Here is an 18,384-nt window from a genome sequence, read left to right on the forward strand (position 1 = left end):
TGCGCTACGTACCTTTGGGTTGGTTTCATCGACGGTGCACGTGTGGTCGGGGAGTCATCGTGGTCGGGGCGGAAGTGGGGAGGGTCGGCGTCCATGCCGTATCTGGGTTTGATCGTGATGGTCCTGTGGGTGTTCTGTCTGGTCGACGTGATCGTCGCCGACGAGCACGCCGTACGGAACATCCCGAAGGTCGGTTGGGCCGTCGTCGTCGTGCTGGTGCCGCTGCTGGGCTCGGTGCTGTGGCTGGTCGCGGGCCGTCCGGAAGGCGGATACAGCGCATCGCGTCGTTCCGGACCGCCGTCGGCGTTCCCCGAGTACGACCGGCCGGGACGACACATCGCGCAGGACTCGGAGACCGACGAGGAGTTCCTGCGGCGTTGCCGGGAGCGCGCCGAGGAGCAGCGCCGGATCGGTCGGGAGCAGCGGCGGGCTCAGCCCGACTGACCCGCCGTCACGTCGGGAGGGGCAGCAGCTCCACACTCTGACCGTCGACCGGGGCGGGCGGGACGAGCGCGAGCGCCTCCCTCCCGATCAGCCCCGCCAGGTGTGCGGTGCGCACGATCGTGTCGGCCCGCCAGGTCCCGTCCACCTGCCGCGTGACGGGCACGATCCGGGCGACCGAGGCACCGACCTGCGACGCGTTCGACACCGCGCCGGTCATCGGTACGACGGGCGTGCGCACGGTCAGCGCGTCGACGATCGCCGGCATCACCATCAGCAAGGTCGCCACCGCCGCGACGGGATTGCCGGGCAGTCCAAGGACCACCCGGCCGTCGGGCAACATGGCGGTCACCTGCGAACCTCCGGGCCGACAGCGCACCCGTCCGACGACGATCCGGGCGCCGGCACGCAGAAGTGCGCTGCGGAGTTGATCGGCGGCGCCGCCACCCGTCGCGCCGACGACCACGATCACATCGGCGTCCCGGGCGCCGTCGAGGAGGGTGTCGAAGCCGTCGGCGGTGTCCCGAAGATGCGTGTCGGCGACGGTTCGGACCCCGCAGTGCCGCAGCAGGTCCGGCAGCACAGGTCCCAGCGAGTCGCGCGTCTGACCGGCGCGCAGGGGGCCGCTGCGTCGAATCTCGTCGCCCGTCACCACGACGTGTGCGCACACCGGTCCGCGCACCTCGGCCGTCGTGGCCTCCGCGCTCGCGGCGGCCGAGACGAGCATCGGAGTCACCGCGGTCCCTGCCTCGGCGAGGTGATGGCCGGGCTGCCAGTCCTCGCCGCGGCGACGGGTGTCGTCGCGCTCCGGGGTCTCGGGGCGCCGCACCACGAGCCTGCCCACCGAATCCGGTGCCACGTCCACGAATTCGTCCCGGATCACCGACGTCGCACCGCGCGGGACCTGGGCGCCGGTCGCGATCCGCACCGCGTCCCCGGGGGTGAGCACGAGATCGGAGGCCGCCCCGGCGTATCGGATCTCGGCGTGCAGTCGCCACGGTCCCCGTCCCGAGACGGCATAGCCGTCCATCGCGGAGACGTCGAAACGGGGCAGCGCCTCCGCCGCGACGAGCGGGGCAGCGAGTGTGGCCCCCAGCGCGTCGCCGAGAGCGGACGCACGGATCGGTAAGGGCGCGAGCGTGTTCCGGATCGTCGTACGCGCCGTAGTGATGTCCATCGGCCCCGGCACGTGGGTGACGCGGGCCCGCTCGACGTCGGCCGGAGTGTCGCAGTCGGCGACGCCCGCGCACACCAGCGTGACGTGACGGTCCGGCACGAGCGACTTCATCGGCAGGTTCGTGAGGTCGGGCAGCGCGTCGAGACGCGCGGCGAGCGCGGTCCGGCGCCACGCCGACAGCAGGAATTGCAGTCGGCCGGCGTCGTCCTCCGCGAACGCGGCCTCCGCGCCGGGGTCGGCGCCCAGGCTCGCGACGAGAGCCGCGACGACCGTCGCGTCGAGGCTCGGCAGGTCGGCGGCGAGAAGCACGACGATGTCGCCGGGTGCTCGATCGAGCGCGGCCAGGCCCGCAGCCAGCGCGGCGACCGGGCCGGCGCCGGCGGGTGACTCCTGCGTCTGCACGATCGCGGCCGGCAGGTCGTCGCGGTGCGGACCCACGACGACCACCCGATCACAGTCGGCGACGGCGTCCAGTGCGGTGTCGAGCATCCGACGGCCCGCCACGACGAGGCCGGGTTTGTCGATCCCGCCCATCCGGGTCGCACGTCCACCGGCGAGCACGATCGCGGCGGGGTGCCCGCCGGGAGGGCCGAAGGTCTGCATGGCCCAATGCTGCCCCATCGGGTGTACGCGTGCGCCGCCGGTCAGAACCGGTGGCGTGCCGCCCCGAGATCCACCCGACCGTCCCGGATCGGCACACCTTCGAGCTCGAGCTTCGCCAACTGGCGACGGGCGAGATGGGCCGCCGGCCGGCCCGACGCTCCCAGGACTCGGTGCCACGGGAGGTCGGCGGAGTCGGTACGCATGATCCAGCCGACGGTGCGGGCGCTGGAAAGTCCTGCGGCCGAGGCGATGTCTCCGTACGTGGCGACCCGACCGAGTGGAATCGAGGCGACCAGGTCGCGGACGCGCTCGATCTGTTCCTCGGTGGTGGCGGCCACGTGCGGTCCTACAGCAGCTTGCGGACGAGGGAAGCGACTTCGTCGGGCTTCGCGTGGGCGACCATGTGGTCGCAGTCGAGGTCGGCAATGGTCAGGTCGTCCCCGAGATGCTCGGCGAGCGCGGCGCGGAACTCGGGCGTGACGTACGGCGGCTGCACGCGCAGTGCCTGCACCAGAACCGTCGGGATGCCCTTGGGTGGGAGGACGAACGGGCGTGCCATCTCGCCCCACGACGCGACGACGGCCGGAACCGACATGCGCCAGCCGACTCGTCCGTTGTCGAGTTCGACCAGGTGCTCGGCGAGGTCGGCGTCGAGGGCCTCGGTGGGCACGTCGGCCCACGCGCCGTGCAGTTTCTCGGAGCGGGCCTCCGCTGCGTCGGTGTAGTCGGGGTGGGCGGCGACGAGTCCGGCGATCCGGCTCATGTTCTCCGGGTCGAGCCCGAGGGCGGGATCGAGCAGGACGACCCCGCGGATCCGATCCGGTACCGCCTGCGCGAGATGCAGCGCGATCGCGGCGCCGTACGAGTGGGCCACCACGACGACGGGGCCGGTCGCGTGCTCGTCGAGCACTCCGACCAGATCGCCGACGTGTGTGTCCAGACCCCACGGCGGCGTCCACGGGGAGCGGCCGTGGCCGCGCAGATCTGGTGCGATGATCCGGGTGTCACCGAGCTGGCCGGTGCCGAGCGCCTCCCACCGGCGTCCGTGCCCGGTGAGTCCGTGCAGGGCGAGCACTTCGGGTGCTCCGGGCGTGCCGAACAGGTACGTGTGGAGACCGCGCATGTCGTCCACTATGCCGGATGCGACGTCTGTCGGACCCGTCTGGTGAGATTCCCTGTATGAGCGAAACGGGCGCACGCACGAGGCAGACGGCGCCCACCGCACGGCTCGTCGGGCGACGCGGATCGACGCCGTCGCTGCGCACCTGGCCGGCGGACCCCGCACGGGTCCTGACCGGTGCACCGCCCGGCCGCGGCTGGCACCCCTGGCAGATCCTCGGGGGCCCGGGGACCGGGAAGACGACGCTGCTGGTCGATGCCGCGGTGGCCCGGATCGTTGCCGGCGAGGATCCCGAGTCGGTGCTCGTGCTCACCCAGTCGCGCCGAGCGGCCACCGCGATCCGGGAGCAGATCACCGAGCGACTGCTCGCGGCCGAGCACGACCCGGAGAGCCCCGGGGTCCAGCCCCGGGCCACCCGGGAGCCCCTCGTCCGGACGGTGCACTCGTACGCCTTCGCGGTACTGCGGCTGCAGGCCGCCGCGCACGGTAATCCGCCGCCGCGGCTGATCACCGGTGCGGAGCAGGACGCGGTACTGCGCGAGTTGCTGCGTGGCGACATCGCGGACGGCGGGGGAATGTGGCCGGAGCGGTTGCGTCCCGCTCTGGGAATGACCGGTTTCGCCGTCGAACTGCGCAACCTCATGCTGCGCGCCAACGAGCGCGGCCTGGGCCCGGAGGATCTGATCGATCTCGGATATGCCCACGACAAGGCCGAATGGGTCGCGGCGGGGCGGTTCGCCGCCCACTACGAGCAGGGCATGCTGCTGCGTGGCGCGGTGGGAATGGAGGCGCCGGAGGCCACCGCGCCGGCGCTCGACGCCGCCGAGTTGATCAGCGCGGCTCTCACCGCGTTCGCGACCGACCGGGACCTGCTGCGCCGCGAACGCGCCAGGGTGCGGCACCTGCTCGTCGACGATGCCCAGCACCTCGATCCGCAGGCCGCGCAGTTGGTACGCCTGATCGGAACCGGGACCGCGAGCACCGCGATCGCCGGCGACCCGGACCAGGCGATCTTCGCGTTCCGTGGCGCGGACCCACGGTTCCTCACGGGTCTCGCCGATCGCGGGGACCTCGCGCAGGTGATCCTCGACACCAACTTCCGGGCGGCGCCGGCCGTCGCACGGGTGGCGGGGCGGATCGCGGGCCTGCTCCCCGGCAACCCGCCGCACCGCGGCGCGGCGGTGCCCGTCACCGAGGACGACACCGACGGGCGTGCAGTGGTCCGGGTGCTGTCGACTCCGGCCAAGGAGGCGGCGCTCGTCGCGGACACCCTGCGGCGCGCGCACCTGATCGACGGCGTGCCGTGGTCGGAGATGGCGATCGTTGCGCGGTCGGTGCCGCGGGTGCTGCCGCCACTGCGGCGCGCGCTGCTCTCGGCGGGAGTGCCGGTGACCACCGCCGCGAGCGAACTGCCGCTCGCGAAGCAGCACGGGGTGGCCGGATTGCTGTCCGTCATGCGCGCCCTCGTCGGCGGCGAGTTCACCGGCGAGGACGCGATCGCGCTGCTGTCGGGTCCCATCGGTGGGGCCGAGCCGGTGAGCCTGCGGCGGCTGCGTCGCGGCCTGCGACGGGTCGAGTTGGCGTCGGGTGGCGACCGCGACTCGGCCGAGCTGTTGCGGGCGCTCATCGTGGACGGGCCGGACGCCGACGGGGTGGCACACCTGCTTCCCGGACTGACGGATGTCGAATCGCTCTCGCTGCGCAGGGTGCTGAAGGTGCTGCGGCGCGCCCGGGTACCGCTGCAGCGCGGCCGGGGCATCGAAGAGGTGCTGTGGGCGGCGTGGCAGGCGACCGGGCTCGAGCGTCGCTGGGCGGCGGCCTCCGCGTTCGGCGGGCCGATCGGCGCCCAGGCCGACCGCGATCTCGATGCGGTGGTGGCTCTCTTCGATGCTGCCGCGAACTACGTCGACCGACTGCCGCGGGCTCAGTTGTCCGGGTTCGTCGACTACCTCGTCGAGCAGGCGATTCCGGGGCCTGCCCCGATGCGCGCCGTGGCGTCGCAGGAGACCGTGACGGTGCTCAGCGCGCACTCGGCGGCGGGACGGCAGTGGCGGGTGGTCGTCGTGCTCGGCGTCCAGGAGGGGCTGTGGCCCAGCCTCGGGGCGCGCGGAACGCTGCTCGGCACCGAGGAACTCATCGAGATCACCAGCGGGCTCGGCGAGGTCGACAAGACGCTGTCGCGGACCGCGCCGCTGCTCGCAGAGGAACGGCGCCTGTTCCTGGTGGCGTGCAGCCGGGCTCGCGATTCGCTGCTCGTGACAGCGGTCGACTCGTCGAGCGGCGACACCGAACTGGTGCGCTCGCGGTTCGTGGACGACTTGTTGCGCGGCGCCGACGACCTCGACGTCGACGAGGTCGCGCCGGTCACCGACGACACCCCCCGCGTCCTCGCCTTGCCGGCCCTGGTTGCCGAGTTGCGCAGTGTGGTGTGCGATCCCGAGGTGGCGGTCGCCGACCCGGAGCGGCAGCAACGGGCGGCGCACCAGTTGGCGCGGCTCGCCGAGGCCGGCGTCCGCGGCGCGCACCCCGACCAGTGGTACGGAACGTCGGCGCCCAGTTCCGATGTGGGGCTGTGGGATCCGGAGGACGGACCGGTTCCGCTGTCGCCGTCGACGATCGAACTGATCGCCAACTGTCCCCTGCGGTGGATGCTCGAGCGGCACGGGGGCAGCGACGGCGACAACACCCACGCCATCGCGGGCACGCTCGTGCACACCCTCGTGCAGGCGCTGGCCGGCCACATCCCGCCGGATCAGGTGGACCACGCCCTGGAAACGGCATGGGACTCGGTGGATCTCGGCTCGGAGTGGTTCTCGCGCCGCGAACTCGAGCGCACGCGGGGCATGCTCGACAACTTCGCGGACTGGCTGCGGGGCACTCGATCCGAACTCACCGAGATCGGCGTCGAGGTGGCCGTGGACGGCGTGCTCGAACCCCGCACGGAGGGCGAGGCGACCGTGCGGATCCGCGGCCGGATCGACCGGCTCGAGCGCGACTCGGACGGGCGGCCCGTCGTCATCGACGTCAAGACCGCGAAGGCCGCGGTCACCAAGGAACAGGCCGAGCAGCACGCACAGCTGGCGGCCTACCAGGTGGCCGCCGCCCGCGGTCTGATCGACGGGGTGCCGGCGTCGCAGCCCGGTGGCGCCCGTCTGGTGTTCGTGGCCAAGCCACACAAGAAGGAAGGGTCGACGCAGCGCATACAGTCCGCGCTCGACGACGACGGAGTCGCGCTGTGGGAGAACGTGATCCACGACGCCGCCGCGGCCACCCGCGGACCGGCGTTCCTCGCCAGGATCAACGACGGCTGCAGGCATTGTCCGGTGCTCTCGAGCTGCCCGGCACACGACGAAGGACGGCAGGTGACGTCGGAGTGAGCACCGTGCAGAGCGGGCGCCGCGTGAGCCCGGCCGAACTCGCGGAGGCGCTGGGGCAGTTCCCGCCGACGCCCGAGCAGGCCGCGGTCATCGAGGCTCCGCTCGGCCCCACCCTCGTCGTGGCCGGCGCCGGGGCGGGCAAGACCGAGACGATGGCGGCGCGCGTCGTGTGGCTGGTCGCGAACGGGCTGGTCGATCCCGAACAGGTCCTCGGCCTGACGTTCACCCGTAAGGCGGCGCAGCAGCTCACTGCCCGCATCCGTAAGCGACTCGCGAAGCTGGCCGGCTCGGCGCTGGTCCGCGATCTCGACCCCAGCGGGTCGCTGCGGTCCCGGATCCTTGCGAGTGAACCCGAAGTGAGCACGTATCACGCGTACGCCGGACGGCTGCTCTCCGAACACGGGCTGCTGCTGCCGATCGAGCCGTCCGCGACGCTGCTGTCCGAGACCGAGCTGTGGCAGCTCGCGTACCGGGTGGTCAGCGCCTGGGACGACGATCTCGACACCGACCGCAACCCCGCCTCGATCACCGAGTCGGTACTCGCGCTGTCCGGTCAGCTCGCCGAGCACCTCGTCGAACCGGCCGACCTGCGGGAGGCGCATACCGAACTGGACAAGCTGATCCACACGCTCCCGGCCGGGCCGAAACAGCGTGGCGGCCCGTCGAAGACGCTGCTGGACCTGCTCGAGGTGCAGCATCAGCGGCTCGATCTGCTGCCGCTCGTGCAGCGTCTGGCCGACACCCTGCGTCGTGAGGGCGCGCTGGACTTCGGCAGTCAGATGTCGCTCGCGGCACGCGTCGCGTCCGAGCATCCGGAGGTGGGGCGCAGCGAGCGCGCCCGGTTCCGGGTAGTGCTGCTCGACGAGTACCAGGACACCGGGCACGCGCAGCGAGTGCTGCTGTCGTCGCTGTTCGGTGGCGGTGAGGACGCCGGTTTGGCACTGACGGCGGTCGGCGACCCGATGCAGTCGATCTACGGCTGGCGTGGGGCATCGGCGGCCAACCTGCCGCGTTTCGCCACCGATTTCCCGCTCGCCGACGGCACCCCGGCGCCCAAGCTGGAATTGCTCACGAGCTGGCGGAACCCGCCGGAGGCCCTCGAGCTCGCCAACATGATCTCGGAGCCGTTGCGCGACAGGGGAGTCGAGGTCAGCAAGCTGCGGGCGCGGCCCGCGGCCGTCCCCGGCGACGTGCGGCTCGCCCTTCTCGACACCGTGGAGACCGAGCGCGCCTGGGTGGCCGACCGGATCGCCGAGCAGTACGAGGCGGCCCGCGTCGACGGCGCGAAGCCGCCCACCGCGGCCGTGCTGGTGCGACGCAACGCCGACGCCGCCCCGATCGCGGAGGAACTGCGGGCGCGGGGCCTCGCCGTGGAGGTGGTGGGCCTCGGTGGTCTGCTGCACACGCCTGAGGTGGCCGACGTCGTCGCGATGCTGCGCCTGGTCGCCGACCCGATGGCGGGCAGCGCCGCCGTACGCGTCCTCACCGGCGCCCGCTGGCAGATCGGTGCCGCCGACATCCGTGCCCTGTGGAAGCGTGCAGGCGAACTCGGGATCCGCTCCGACCACGGCGCCACCGGTGCGGTCACCGACGCGGCCGCCCTCGACGACGCGCTCGGCAGCGCCCTGCCCGGAGAGCAGTCGGAGCAGGCCGGCCTGGCCGACGCGCTCGCCGATCCCGGCCCGGCGCACCGGTATTCCGAGGCCGGGTACGTGCGGATCTGTGCGGTCGCCGCCGAGCTGGCGTCGCTACGGGAACGGCTGGGCCAGCCCCTCACCGAACTCGTCGCCGAGGTGGAACGCGTGATCGGCATCGGGATCGAGGCGCAGGCTCGGACACGGCAGTCCGAGGTGGGTGGCGCCGGACGCGAGCACCTGGACGCCTTCGCGGATGTCGTGTCCGGCTACGCGAACCGCACGTCGGCGACGCTGACGGGACTCCTGTCGTTCCTCGCCGCCGCCGAACATGTCGAGAACGGTCTCGCCCCCGGCGAGGTGGAGGTGGCGCCCGACCGTGTGCAGGTGCTCACGGTGCACTCGGCGAAGGGGCTCGAGTGGGAGGTCGTGGCGGTGCCGCACCTGACCGCCGGCGTCTTCCCTTCCAGCCAGGCGTCGGCGACGTGGCTGGGATCGGTGGCCGAACTGCCGCCCACACTGCGCGGTGATCGTGCCTACCCGGGTGAATCCGCCGACGGCGTCCCGGTTCTCGACCTCGAGAATCTGTACCACCGCAAGGACCTCGAGGACGCGATCAAGTCCCACAAGGACGCGCTCTCGACACGCCGTCTCGACGAGGACCGGCGCCTGTTCTACGTGGCGCTCACCCGCACCGAGCGGGCGCTGTTCGTGTCCGGCCATCACTGGGCCGAATCCGGTGCGGACCCCAAGGGCCCGTCGCCGTTCCTGCTCGAACTCGAGGAACTCGTGTCGACGTGGGAGGGTGAGCGACTCGGCGCGATCGACGTCTGGGCACCCGCGCCGGACGACGGCGCCGAGAACCCGCTCACGGCGACGCCGCGATCGGCGCTGTGGCCGCGGGATCCGCTGGGGCGCCGGCGAGCCGACGTCGAACGCGGTGCCGAACTGGTGCGCGGAGCGCTCGCGGGGTTGGGGAAGGCCGCGCCGGAGCCCGAGGCGGCGGACGACGACCCGGACAACTGGGCTGCCGATGTGGACGCGCTCCTCGCCGAGCGGAGGGAACGCGGACACGGCGGCACCGACGTGGAGATGCCGGCGCAACTGTCGGTCAGCCAGCTCGTCGACCTGGCCGCCGATCCCGACGCACTCGCGGCCCGGCTGCGTCGACCGTTGCCGTTCCCGCCGAACCCCTTGGCGCGCAGGGGGACCGCGTTCCACGCGTGGGTGGAACAGCGGTTCGGTGCCACTCGTCTGCTGGACTTCGACGAGCTTCCCGGCGCCGCCGACACCGGGGTGGGCACCGAGACCGAACTCGCTCTGCTGCAGGACGCGTTCCTGCGCTCGCCGTGGGCCGACCGCAGCCCCGTCGAGGTGGAGGTGCCGTTCGAGACTTCCGTCGCCGGGACCGTGCTACGCGGCCGGATCGACGCCGTCTTCGCCGACGCCGACGGCGGCTGGACGGTGATCGACTGGAAGACCGGCGCCGAGCCGTCCGCCGCGAACGAACGCGCCGTCGTGATGCAGTTGGCCGCCTACCGGATCGCGTGGGCCGAGCTGATGGCGGCGCGTCAGTCCCGGCTCACCGGACGGCCGGTGGAGCCGCCGCTCGACAAGGTGCGCGCTGCGTTCCACTACGTGCGTACCGGACGCACCATCGCGCCCGAGGATCTGCCCGACGCCGACCGTCTGGCACGTCTCATCACGACTGCCGGTGCTGAAGAGACGCCGGCCGACTGAAGCTGTCCGGTCAGGCCGCGTTGCGCCGGGCCCTCAATGCGTCGGCGACCAGGGGGATCTGCAGCGGCAGACGGGCCGCGGCGAGGACCTTCGCGGGCGTCGACGTGCGGTTCGACCGGAACCAGTCGATCGTCATCTGCACGTTGGCGGGAAACACGGCGACGAACAGTGCGGTCGCGAGCGTGCCGCCGAGCCGGCGCGTCCGGGGCACCGCGAGCGCCGCGGCCGTCGCGAGCTCGGCGACACCCGACGCGTACGTGTACGTGCGCGCGCTTCCGGGGAGCGCGCGCGGCACGATCGCGTCGAACGGCCGCGGCCGGACGAAGTGCAGTGTTCCGGCGCCGAAGAGCAGAGCGGCGAGGCGGAGAGCAGGAGCCTGACTGGATCGGTTCGGACGCTGTGACATGCGGCCACCCTGCCCCACGCGCCGTCGTTCCGCCACCGTCACCCCGATTTTCCTGTGCCGTTCCGCTATTCCGGGATCCGCGGTTAGGCTGCGAGCCGACTGTGTGAACTGCCAGTCGGAGCAGAGGAGATGGGGACCAGTGGATGCCCGGTAGGTTGAGAGCGCGGTTCGGGAACGCGGACGCGCTGACGGATCGGCCGGACTTCGCGCTAGTCGGCGTGCTCAAGGTCCCGGAGATGCAGACCAGTCCGTCCCGCGCCATCGCGCGGCGAGTCTCGTACGCGCTCGGCGCACTGGCGTTGGCCGTGCTCGTCGTCTACATCGACCGGGACGGCTACAAGGATGCGCAGGACAACCAGCTGTCGCTGCTGGACTGCATCTACTACGCGACGGTCTCGCTGTCGACCACCGGTTACGGCGACATCACCCCGATCACCCCGGAAGCGCGACTGATCAACGTTCTGGTCATCACGCCGCTCCGCATCTTCTTCCTCATCGTCCTGGTCGGTACGACCCTCTCGGCGCTCACCGAGAGCTCGCGCCAGGCGTTCAAGATCCAGCGTTGGAGGCATCGCGTGCGCAACCACACCGTCGTCGTCGGATTCGGTACGAAGGGACGTACCGCCATCGACGCCATGCTCGGAGACGGCATCGTGCCCTCCGACATCGTGGTGGTCGACACCGATCAGGTGGTGCTCGACACCGCGGCGAGCATGGGCCTGGTGACCGTGCACGGCTCGGCCACCAAGTCCGACGTGCTGCGGCTCGCCGGTGTGCAGAACGCAGCGTCGATCATCGTCGCCGCGAACCGTGACGACACCGCGGTCCTCGTCACACTCACCGCGCGCGAACTCGCACCCAAGGCGAAGATCGTCGCCGCGATCCGGGAGACCGACAACGCGCACCTGCTGCGGCAGTCGGGGGCGGATTCGGTGGTCGTCTCCTCGGAGACCGCGGGACGCCTGCTCGGTATCGCCCGCACCACGCCGAGCGTGGTGGAGATGGTCGAGGACCTGCTGACCCCGGAGGCCGGTTTCGCGATCGCCGAGCGTGAGGTCGAACCCGAGGAGGTCGGTGGTTCGCCGCGGCACCTGTCCGACATCGTGCTGGGCGTGGTGCGCGACGGCCGTCTGTTGCGGGTGGGGTCGCCCGAGGTCGACGCCGTGGAGGCCGACGACCTCCTGCTGTACATCCGGCGCGTCAGCAGCTGAGCGAAGTCGGGCGGACCGGTCCCTCGCAGTAGGGTCGTTCCCGTGCCGCACTTCGAACTGACCGAGACTCCACTGCTGTCGCGAGCCGCCCTCGACCGGGCGGAGGAACTGCGCGCGGACACCGACGCGCTGCGTGCCGGATGGGCGAACGCTTTTCTGCTGCGGGTCAATCCGCGGGGTCAGGTTCGGGTAGCCGACGGCGAACTGGTTCTCGAGCCGGCATCGACGCTGGGCGACGAACCGGCGAACGACGCGGTATTCCTGGGGCTTCACGGTACGCGCCACGTGTGGGCGGTACGGGTTCCGGCGATGACCGGCGAACTCGGTGATCTGCGAATGCTCGGCCACCGGCTCGACGAGTCGAGTGCGGGACTGCTGACAACCGCTGTGGCGCTGTTGAACTGGCACGACCACGCGGGCTACAGCGCGATCGACGGGGCCGCGACGGAACCGACGATGTCCGGGTGGTCCCGGATCAGCTCGAGCACCGGGCACGAGGAGTTTCCGCGCACCGACCCGGCGGTGATCTGCCTGGTGCACGACGGCGCCGACCGGGTGCTGCTCGCACGTCAGCCGGTGTGGCCGCCGCGGATGTTCTCGGTCCTCGCCGGATTCGTCGAGGCCGGGGAGTCCCTCGAGACGTGCGTGGTGCGGGAGATCCGCGAGGAGGTCGGGTTGGACGTGCACGACGTCCGGTATCTCGGCAGCCAGCCGTGGCCGTTCCCGCGTTCGGTCATGATCGGGTTCTCGGCCGTAGGCGACCCCGCCGCTCCGCTCGAATTCGCGGACGGCGAGATCGCCGAGGCCCACTGGTTCACGCGCGAACAGATCCGGTCCGCGCTCGACGCCGGCGACTGGACGTCGCGCTCGGACGCCGAGCTGCTGCTGCCCGGATCGATCTCGATCGCGCGAGTGATGATCGAGTCCTGGGCCGCAACCGACTGACGGGCCGACCGACGAGCCGAACGAGGGGCTAGAGGCCCAGGGCCTGCTTGACCTGCGCCAGGCTCGGATTGGTGGCGGTGCTGCCGTCCGCGTACTTCACGGTGGGGACGACATGGTTGCCGCCGTTGACGCTGCCCACGAACTCGGCCGACGCGGGATCGAGCTCGATGTCGATCTCGACGTACGAGATGCCGTTCTCGTCGAGCTGCTTCTTCAGGCGACGGCAGTAACCGCACCACGTGGTCGAGTACATAGTCAGGGCGGGAGCTTCGGTAGTCACGGCGCCTATAACACCACGATCGGTCCGTACTGTTCCCGCACGGGCGTACGTCACAGCGCAGCGGGTGCGGGCAGCCGGTGTCGGTGCGCCCTGAGAGGATGGACGGCATGTCAGCGGATGTCACCCCGGAGCGCACCGGAACCAGGCCCGACGAGGGCCTGGACCCGCAGCAGTCTGCCGCCGTGCTGGCACCGCGCGGCCCCGTGTGCGTACTGGCGGGCGCCGGCACCGGCAAGACCCGCACCATCACCCGCCGCATCGCACACCTCGTCGCGGGTGGGCACGTCTCGGCCGGTCAGGTCCTCGCGGTGACCTTCACGGCCCGTGCGGCCGGAGAGATGCGCGGGAGGCTCCGCGGGCTCGGCATCGGCGGGGGTGGGCCGCAGGTGCAGGCCCGAACGTTCCACGCCGCGGCGCTGCGTCAGTTGCGCTACTTCTGGCCGCAGGTGATCGGCGACACCGAGTGGCAGCTGCTGGACCGCAAGTTCGCGCTCGTCGGGCAGGCGGCGAGCCGGGTGGGGTTGTCCACCAGCACCGAGAGCATCCGCGACCTTGCGAGCGAGATCGAGTGGGCCAAGGGATCGCTCGTCGCCCCGGAGGACTACCCGGCTGTCGCGGCGCGGGCCCGGCGGGACATCCCGGCCGACGCCGCCAAGGTCGCGGCCGTGTACTCGGGCTACGAGGAACTCAAGGCCCGCAACTACGACGGCATGCTGCTCGACTTCGACGACCTGTTGCTGCACACGGCGGCCGCTCTCGAGGAGCACTCGGCGGTCGCCGAGGAGTTCCGTGACCGGTACCGGTGCTTCGTCGTCGACGAGTACCAGGACGTGACGCCGTTGCAGCAGCGGGTGCTGGACGCGTGGCTGGGGGATCGTGACGACCTCACCGTCGTCGGCGATGCCAACCAGACGATCTACTCGTTCACCGGTGCCACCCCGAAGTACCTGCTGGACTTCTCGCGCAGGTTCCCCGACGCGACCGTCGTGCGGCTCGAGCGCGACTACCGGTCCACCCCGGAGGTCGTCTCGCTCGCCAACCGGGTGATCGGGGAGGCCCGCGGCCGGATCGCCGGCACGCGCCTGCAGCTGATCGGGCAGCGGCCGTCCGGCCCCGAACCGACGTTCGCCGAGTACGACGACGAACCGGCCGAAGCCGCGGCGGTGGCGCGGCAGATCAAGAAGCTCATCGAGCAGGGTGTCGAACCGGCCGAGATCGCGGTGCTGTACCGCATCAACGCACAGTCGGAGGTGCACGAGCAGGCGCTCACCGAGGCCGGGATCCCGTACCAGGTGCGGGGCGGCGAAGGCTTCTTCACTCGGCAGGAGGTGCGGCAGGCGATCAACGCGCTGCGGCAGGTGGCAGGTCGCGACGACCTGCCCGAGGGCGCCGACACCGGCCAGGCGCTGGTGACCTTGGTGCGGGCGGTGCTGGTCCCGTTGGGGCTCACCGACGTCGAACCGACCGGCGCCCAGGCGCGCGAGCGGTGGGGTTCGCTCACTGCGCTGGTGTCGCTCACCGAGGAGTTGCTCGCGCACGACCCGCACCTCACGCTCGGTGGGCTGCTCGCAGAGTTGGCCGCCCGTTCGGAGGCGCGACATCCTCCGGTCGTGCAGGGAGTCACGCTGGCGTCGCTCCACGCCGCCAAGGGACTCGAATGGGATGCGGTGTTCCTGGTCGGACTCACCGAGGGGACGCTGCCGATCGCGCACGTGCTCGGCGACTCCAATTCGCCCGGCGACCAGGACGGCATCGAGGAGGAACGTCGGCTGCTCTACGTCGGCGTGACACGTCCCCGCGAACACCTGGCGCTGTCGTGGGCACTCGCGCGCAACGAAGGGGGACGCAAGTCCCGGCGCCGGTCCCGCTTCCTCACCAACGTGATCCCGGACGATTCGCCGGCGTCGCGGATCGCCAAGCCCGCTCGCTCCACGAAACAGCGGCCGCGGTGCCGCGTGTGCGGTAAGCCGTTGCTGGACGCGACCGCGCACACGCTCGGCCGGTGCGAGGGTTGCCCGTCGAACCTCGACATGGAGCTTTTCGAGGCGCTCAAGGACTGGCGCCGGGAGACGTCCCGTGAGATGAAGGTGCCCGCCTACGTGGTGTTCACCGACAACACGCTGCAGGCGATCGCCGAGCAGCAGCCGCAGGACGAACGTGCGCTCACCGCGATTTCGGGGATCGGTGCGAAAAAGCTGGAACAGTTCGGCGCCGATGTTCTCGCGGTGGTGCGCGGCGAGTGGTCGTCGGCGACACTGGATCCCACGTGACCCACGATCCGCGGTAAAACCGCAGGTCAAAAATAACTTGTGCGGTCTGTTCGGGTTGCATACCCTGGACTGCACGCCACGGGGTAAAACTTGTGTGCGGTAACTGTCGGACCGATACGAAAGGGAGGTGGCAAAAAGATGAACGACTGGAATGCAACTGCATTTGCAGCAGCAGCGCGTGCATCTGTGCCCGCAATCGCTGGCGCGTACCTCCCTGCGGCCGCCCCGGTCGCTGCGAGGAACGCAGCCGCCGCACCGCACGCAATCCGTCTGCGCGCAGCAGCAGAAGCAGCAGCCCCCGCATCCGTGGCCCGGAGTAGACACCGACAATTCGTTCGGTAGGCACTCCCGCCATTCCTCTCGAGGCCACGGATCGCAACTGCGAACCGTGGCCTTCGTGTTTCGAGCCTTCGAGCTCCAGGCCTTCGACTTCGGTTCGTGTGACCACCGAAAGCCGGCGCCAGCCGCGAAACATCAGCAGAGGAGAACGACGTGTCTACCGCGACATGCCGAGTACAGAACGAGACCAGCACCGTGTCCGGCGGATTGGCAGTAGTCGACTCGGCACGCCCGGAGCTGCCCTGTCGAGTGGAAAACCCCGACCTGTGGTTCGCCGAGACACCTGCCGACCTCGAGCGGGCCAAGGCGCTGTGCGGACAGTGCCCCGTCCGCAACCGGTGCCTGCGCGCCGCACTCGACCGCGCCGAGCCGTGGGGAGTCTGGGGCGGTGAGATCTTCGATCAGGGGGTCGTGATCGCCCGTAAGAGGCCGCGAGGTCGGCCCCGGAAGAACCCGGACCAACGCAAGGCGCTCGTCTGCGCCTGACCTGACAACGGCCGTATGTCACACGCGTTCAGCCCAACTGAACGCGTGTGACATTCGGCCGTGTGTCGGTGTTCGGAAAGCCGGCGACCCTACGCGCCGTCGAGGCTCTCGAGACCGTCGGCGTCGTCCGAGAAGCCGGGCAGCCATTTGGTGAGGATCGCCATGTACGGGGCGCACGCGTCGAGTTGGGCACAGATGCCGACCGAACCCAGCAGCACCCGGAAGATCATCAGGTACTCGGCCGGGAGGTTGAGGGCACGCGCGGTTCGGAAGTGGCTGCCCGACAGATCGGTCGCCGTCCCGGCCGCCTTCTGCAGCCACGCACGCGTGAAGTGGAACGACTCGGTGCGGATCGGATCGGTGAACGGGCGAAGGTAGTCGGCGATCTCCTGATCGGTGACAGTGCGACCGGGGAGCACGAAACCATTGGCGCGCAACAGTTCCGTCAGCTCGTCGAAGCGCTCCTCGAGGTTGAGGCGGACCATGCGGCCCAGCACCGGGGGCAACCCGTTCGGCATCGGGGCGGTCGCGCCGAAGTCGATGATCCCGAGGCGGCCGTCGTCGTGCAGCATGAAGTTGCCCGGGTGCGGATCGCAGTGCAGCAGCCCCACCTGCGCAGGTGAGACGAAGTGGAACTCCGCGAGCAGCGCGCCCGCGGTGTTGCGTTGTTCGGTCGTGCCGTCGGTGATGATCGCCGAGAGGGGGGTGGCCGTCATCCACTCCGTGACGACGACCTTGGGGGCGCTCGCGACGACCCGCGGCACGACGAAGCGGGGGTCGCCGTGGAACGCCTTCGCGAACGCGCGCTGATTGTCGGCCTCGATGCGGTAGTCGAGCTCTTCCTCGGTGCGTGCACTCAGCTCGTCGAGGATCGGTTTGATGTCCGTTCCCGGCATCACCGACGTGAACAGCCCGGCGAACCGGGTGAGCGTCTTCAGGTCGGCGCGCAGGGCCTCGTCGGCGCCCGGGTACTGGACCTTGACGGCCACCTCCCGTCCGTCGGCCCATACCGCGCGGTGCACCTGACCGATGCTCGCCGAAGCGGTCGGAGTGTCGTCGAACTCGGCGAAGCGATCGCGCCACTTGGTGCCGAGCTGCTGATCGAGGACTCGGTGCACCTGCTTCGCGGGCAGCGGCGGTGCCTCGGCCTGCAGCTTGGTGAGCGCCTCGCGGTAGGGCTCGGCGAACTCCTCCGGGATCGCGGCCTCCATCACGCTGAGCGCCTGCCCGAGCTTCATCGCGCCGCCCTTGAGCTCACCCAGCACGGTGAACAACTGCTCGGCGGCCTTCGCGGTCAGCTGGGCGTCGATCTCGTCCCGGTCCCCACCGGCCAGCTTGCGCCCGAAACCCATCGCCGCGCGACCGGCGATGCCCAGCGGAATGCTCGCGAGCTTGGCGGTGCGGGCGGTGCTTCTGCGTGGGATGTCGGACACCAGACCATCATGGCGGAAGATTCGCGGGTTCGTCCAAGAAGATTGCGGAACGTGAGCATCCACACCGCGGATCGCGGGGCCACGGCCGGACCGCGAACCGGTGCGAATCGAGGTCGATCTCGAGCGTCGCGTCCAGGCTCGCGGGCGCGGGGCGGGCCGCCCGCGAGAGCACCATTTCCAGCTGTCCCAACGCGACGGCCGTGGTGGCGAGCACGGTCGCCGGGGCGGCGTGACCGACCCGGCCGAGCAGCTGCGCGGCCACGTGCGGCCATTCCTCGTCGGCGTCGGACCGCGTGAGGTCGGCACACCGCAGGCAGCTCGTGCTGCCCGGCAGGACCAGCGGCCCCACCACCCCGCGCCCGTCCCGCAGGCGGACGGGCAGGTGGGGGATACCCGCGACCAACAGCGCGTCCACCAGCCGGGGATCGACGACGAGCTCGTCGGTGAGGACGACACACAGACAGTTCCACGTCGTGACGTCGGTGTCCGCGGTGAAGTGGGTGGACCGGGTGACCCGGGCCGGGCCGGTGGTGAGTGCGCTGGAGATGGCGTCGGCCAAAGGTCCGCGGCCGTGCACGCGGATCGTCGGGACGTCGTCCGGGGGCGTCGTGGCGGGCCGCAGCGCCCCGGCCTCTTCGAGCTCGCTCAGGATCGTCGACATGTCGGCCGGTGCGATGCCGTGTTCCACCGCACGCCACACCACGCCCGGCCGGGACGTGCGGCCGTCGAGAAGCCCCAGCATCGAGACGAGGGCCTGCGGATCGACCGACGGGGGCGGCGTCAGGATGATCGACGTCTCCGGGTCCCACCCGATCTGCAGGCGACCGCTCGGCCGCACCAGCACGGGCAGTCGGGGATCGAGGACGAGACGTCGCAGGTGTGTGGCGGCTACCGAGGTCATGGACGGACGATCTCATCCCGG

Annotated in this window: 14 protein-coding genes; 7 read left to right on the forward strand and 7 right to left on the reverse strand. The window is 71.0% G+C overall.

Features of this window, described 5'->3' with window-relative positions:
- Window positions 1–93 precede the first annotated feature (93 nt).
- Entirely contained in the window at window positions 94–444 is a 351-nt protein-coding gene (locus A6I89_RS01550; protein ID WP_005518808.1) for a PLDc N-terminal domain-containing protein, read from the forward strand.
- A gap of 7 nt (window positions 445–451) precedes the next feature.
- Here A6I89_RS01550 and A6I89_RS01555 read toward each other — a convergent pair whose 3' ends face one another.
- The 3 genes from A6I89_RS01555 to A6I89_RS01565 are packed head-to-tail and all read right to left on the reverse strand — an operon-like array spanning window position 452 to window position 3,344.
- A complete protein-coding gene (locus tag A6I89_RS01555; RefSeq protein ID WP_022597077.1) occupies window positions 452–2,221 on the reverse strand; it encodes an NTP transferase domain-containing protein in 1,770 nt (589 codons plus the stop codon).
- A 41-nt stretch (window positions 2,222–2,262) separates the two neighbouring features.
- Window positions 2,263–2,559, reverse strand: a complete 297-nt coding sequence (locus A6I89_RS01560; protein WP_022597076.1) for an MGMT family protein — start codon at window positions 2,557–2,559, stop codon at window positions 2,263–2,265.
- A gap of 8 nt (window positions 2,560–2,567) precedes the next feature.
- On the reverse strand, window positions 2,568–3,344 hold the full coding sequence (locus tag A6I89_RS01565; protein ID WP_044991357.1) for an alpha/beta fold hydrolase: 777 nt from the start codon (window positions 3,342–3,344) through the stop codon (window positions 2,568–2,570).
- 56 nt (window positions 3,345–3,400) lie between these two features.
- Here A6I89_RS01565 and A6I89_RS01570 point away from each other — a divergent pair, with 56 nt between their 5' ends.
- Together A6I89_RS01570 and A6I89_RS01575 are read left to right on the forward strand one after the other, a co-directional pair.
- Window positions 3,401–6,718 carry an ATP-dependent helicase gene (locus tag A6I89_RS01570; RefSeq protein ID WP_022597074.1) on the forward strand — a complete coding sequence of 1,106 codons (3,318 nt, stop codon included), beginning with the start codon at window positions 3,401–3,403 and terminating at the stop codon, window positions 6,716–6,718.
- The gene (locus A6I89_RS01575) at window positions 6,715–10,092 is read left to right on the forward strand and encodes an ATP-dependent helicase (RefSeq protein WP_022597073.1); all 3,378 of its coding nucleotides are present in this window, start codon (window positions 6,715–6,717) and stop codon (window positions 10,090–10,092) included. The genes A6I89_RS01570 and A6I89_RS01575 overlap by 4 nt, the downstream gene beginning before the upstream one ends.
- 10 nt (window positions 10,093–10,102) lie before the next feature.
- Here the strand turns inward: A6I89_RS01575 and A6I89_RS01580 are convergent, their stop codons facing one another.
- On the reverse strand, window positions 10,103–10,498 hold the full coding sequence (locus A6I89_RS01580) for a DoxX family protein (protein WP_013416699.1): 396 nt from the start codon (window positions 10,496–10,498) through the stop codon (window positions 10,103–10,105).
- A gap of 143 nt (window positions 10,499–10,641) precedes the next feature.
- On the opposite strand from A6I89_RS01580, the gene A6I89_RS01585 reads away from it, so the two are divergent.
- Together A6I89_RS01585 and nudC are read left to right on the forward strand one after the other, a co-directional pair.
- Window positions 10,642–11,709, forward strand: coding sequence for a potassium channel family protein (locus A6I89_RS01585; protein WP_005518820.1), 1,068 nt, complete (start codon window positions 10,642–10,644; stop codon window positions 11,707–11,709).
- 42 nt (window positions 11,710–11,751) lie between these two features.
- The gene (gene nudC, locus A6I89_RS01590) at window positions 11,752–12,654 is read left to right on the forward strand and encodes an NAD(+) diphosphatase (RefSeq protein WP_013416698.1); all 903 of its coding nucleotides are present in this window, start codon (window positions 11,752–11,754) and stop codon (window positions 12,652–12,654) included.
- 28 nt (window positions 12,655–12,682) lie between these two features.
- Here the strand turns inward: nudC and A6I89_RS01595 are convergent, their stop codons facing one another.
- On the reverse strand, window positions 12,683–12,907 hold the full coding sequence (locus A6I89_RS01595; protein WP_022597066.1) for a mycoredoxin: 225 nt from the start codon (window positions 12,905–12,907) through the stop codon (window positions 12,683–12,685).
- 125 nt (window positions 12,908–13,032) lie between these two features.
- Between A6I89_RS01595 and A6I89_RS01600 the strand changes: the two genes are divergently transcribed.
- Both A6I89_RS01600 and A6I89_RS01605 read left to right on the forward strand, forming a co-directional pair.
- Window positions 13,033–15,204, forward strand: a complete 2,172-nt coding sequence (locus tag A6I89_RS01600; RefSeq protein ID WP_005518823.1) for an ATP-dependent DNA helicase UvrD2 — start codon at window positions 13,033–13,035, stop codon at window positions 15,202–15,204.
- Between the two features lie 492 nt (window positions 15,205–15,696).
- Window positions 15,697–16,029: a WhiB family transcriptional regulator gene (locus A6I89_RS01605; protein ID WP_041674341.1), complete on the forward strand. Its 333-nt coding sequence runs from the start codon at window positions 15,697–15,699 to the stop codon at window positions 16,027–16,029.
- An 89-nt stretch (window positions 16,030–16,118) separates the two neighbouring features.
- Here the strand turns inward: A6I89_RS01605 and A6I89_RS01610 are convergent, their stop codons facing one another.
- Together A6I89_RS01610 and A6I89_RS01615 are read right to left on the reverse strand one after the other, a co-directional pair.
- A complete protein-coding gene (locus A6I89_RS01610) occupies window positions 16,119–17,462 on the reverse strand; it encodes an ABC1 kinase family protein (RefSeq protein WP_005518826.1) in 1,344 nt (447 codons plus the stop codon).
- 7 nt (window positions 17,463–17,469) lie between these two features.
- The gene (locus tag A6I89_RS01615) at window positions 17,470–18,363 is read right to left on the reverse strand and encodes a TOMM precursor leader peptide-binding protein (RefSeq protein ID WP_022597062.1); all 894 of its coding nucleotides are present in this window, start codon (window positions 18,361–18,363) and stop codon (window positions 17,470–17,472) included.
- Window positions 18,364–18,384 lie beyond the last annotated feature (21 nt).

It is taken from the genome of Prescottella equi, assembly GCF_002094305.1.
Classification (GTDB): Bacteria; Actinomycetota; Actinomycetes; order Mycobacteriales; family Mycobacteriaceae; genus Prescottella; species Prescottella equi.

Coding starts and splice junctions, on each gene's coding strand:
- A6I89_RS01585 (WP_005518820.1), top strand. CDS start 10,642: ATGCCCGGTAGGTTGAGAGCGCGGTTCGGGAACGCGGACGCGCTGACG.
- A6I89_RS01595 (WP_022597066.1), bottom strand. CDS start 12,907: ATGTACTCGACCACGTGGTGCGGTTACTGCCGTCGCCTGAAGAAGCAG.
- A6I89_RS01550 (WP_005518808.1), top strand. CDS start 94: ATGCCGTATCTGGGTTTGATCGTGATGGTCCTGTGGGTGTTCTGTCTG.
- A6I89_RS01555 (WP_022597077.1), bottom strand. CDS start 2,221: ATGCAGACCTTCGGCCCTCCCGGCGGGCACCCCGCCGCGATCGTGCTC.
- A6I89_RS01570 (WP_022597074.1), top strand. CDS start 3,401: ATGAGCGAAACGGGCGCACGCACGAGGCAGACGGCGCCCACCGCACGG.
- A6I89_RS01600 (WP_005518823.1), top strand. CDS start 13,033: ATGGACGGCATGTCAGCGGATGTCACCCCGGAGCGCACCGGAACCAGG.
- A6I89_RS01615 (WP_022597062.1), bottom strand. CDS start 18,363: ATGACCTCGGTAGCCGCCACACACCTGCGACGTCTCGTCCTCGATCCC.
- A6I89_RS01580 (WP_013416699.1), bottom strand. CDS start 10,498: ATGTCACAGCGTCCGAACCGATCCAGTCAGGCTCCTGCTCTCCGCCTC.
- A6I89_RS01565 (WP_044991357.1), bottom strand. CDS start 3,344: ATGCGCGGTCTCCACACGTACCTGTTCGGCACGCCCGGAGCACCCGAA.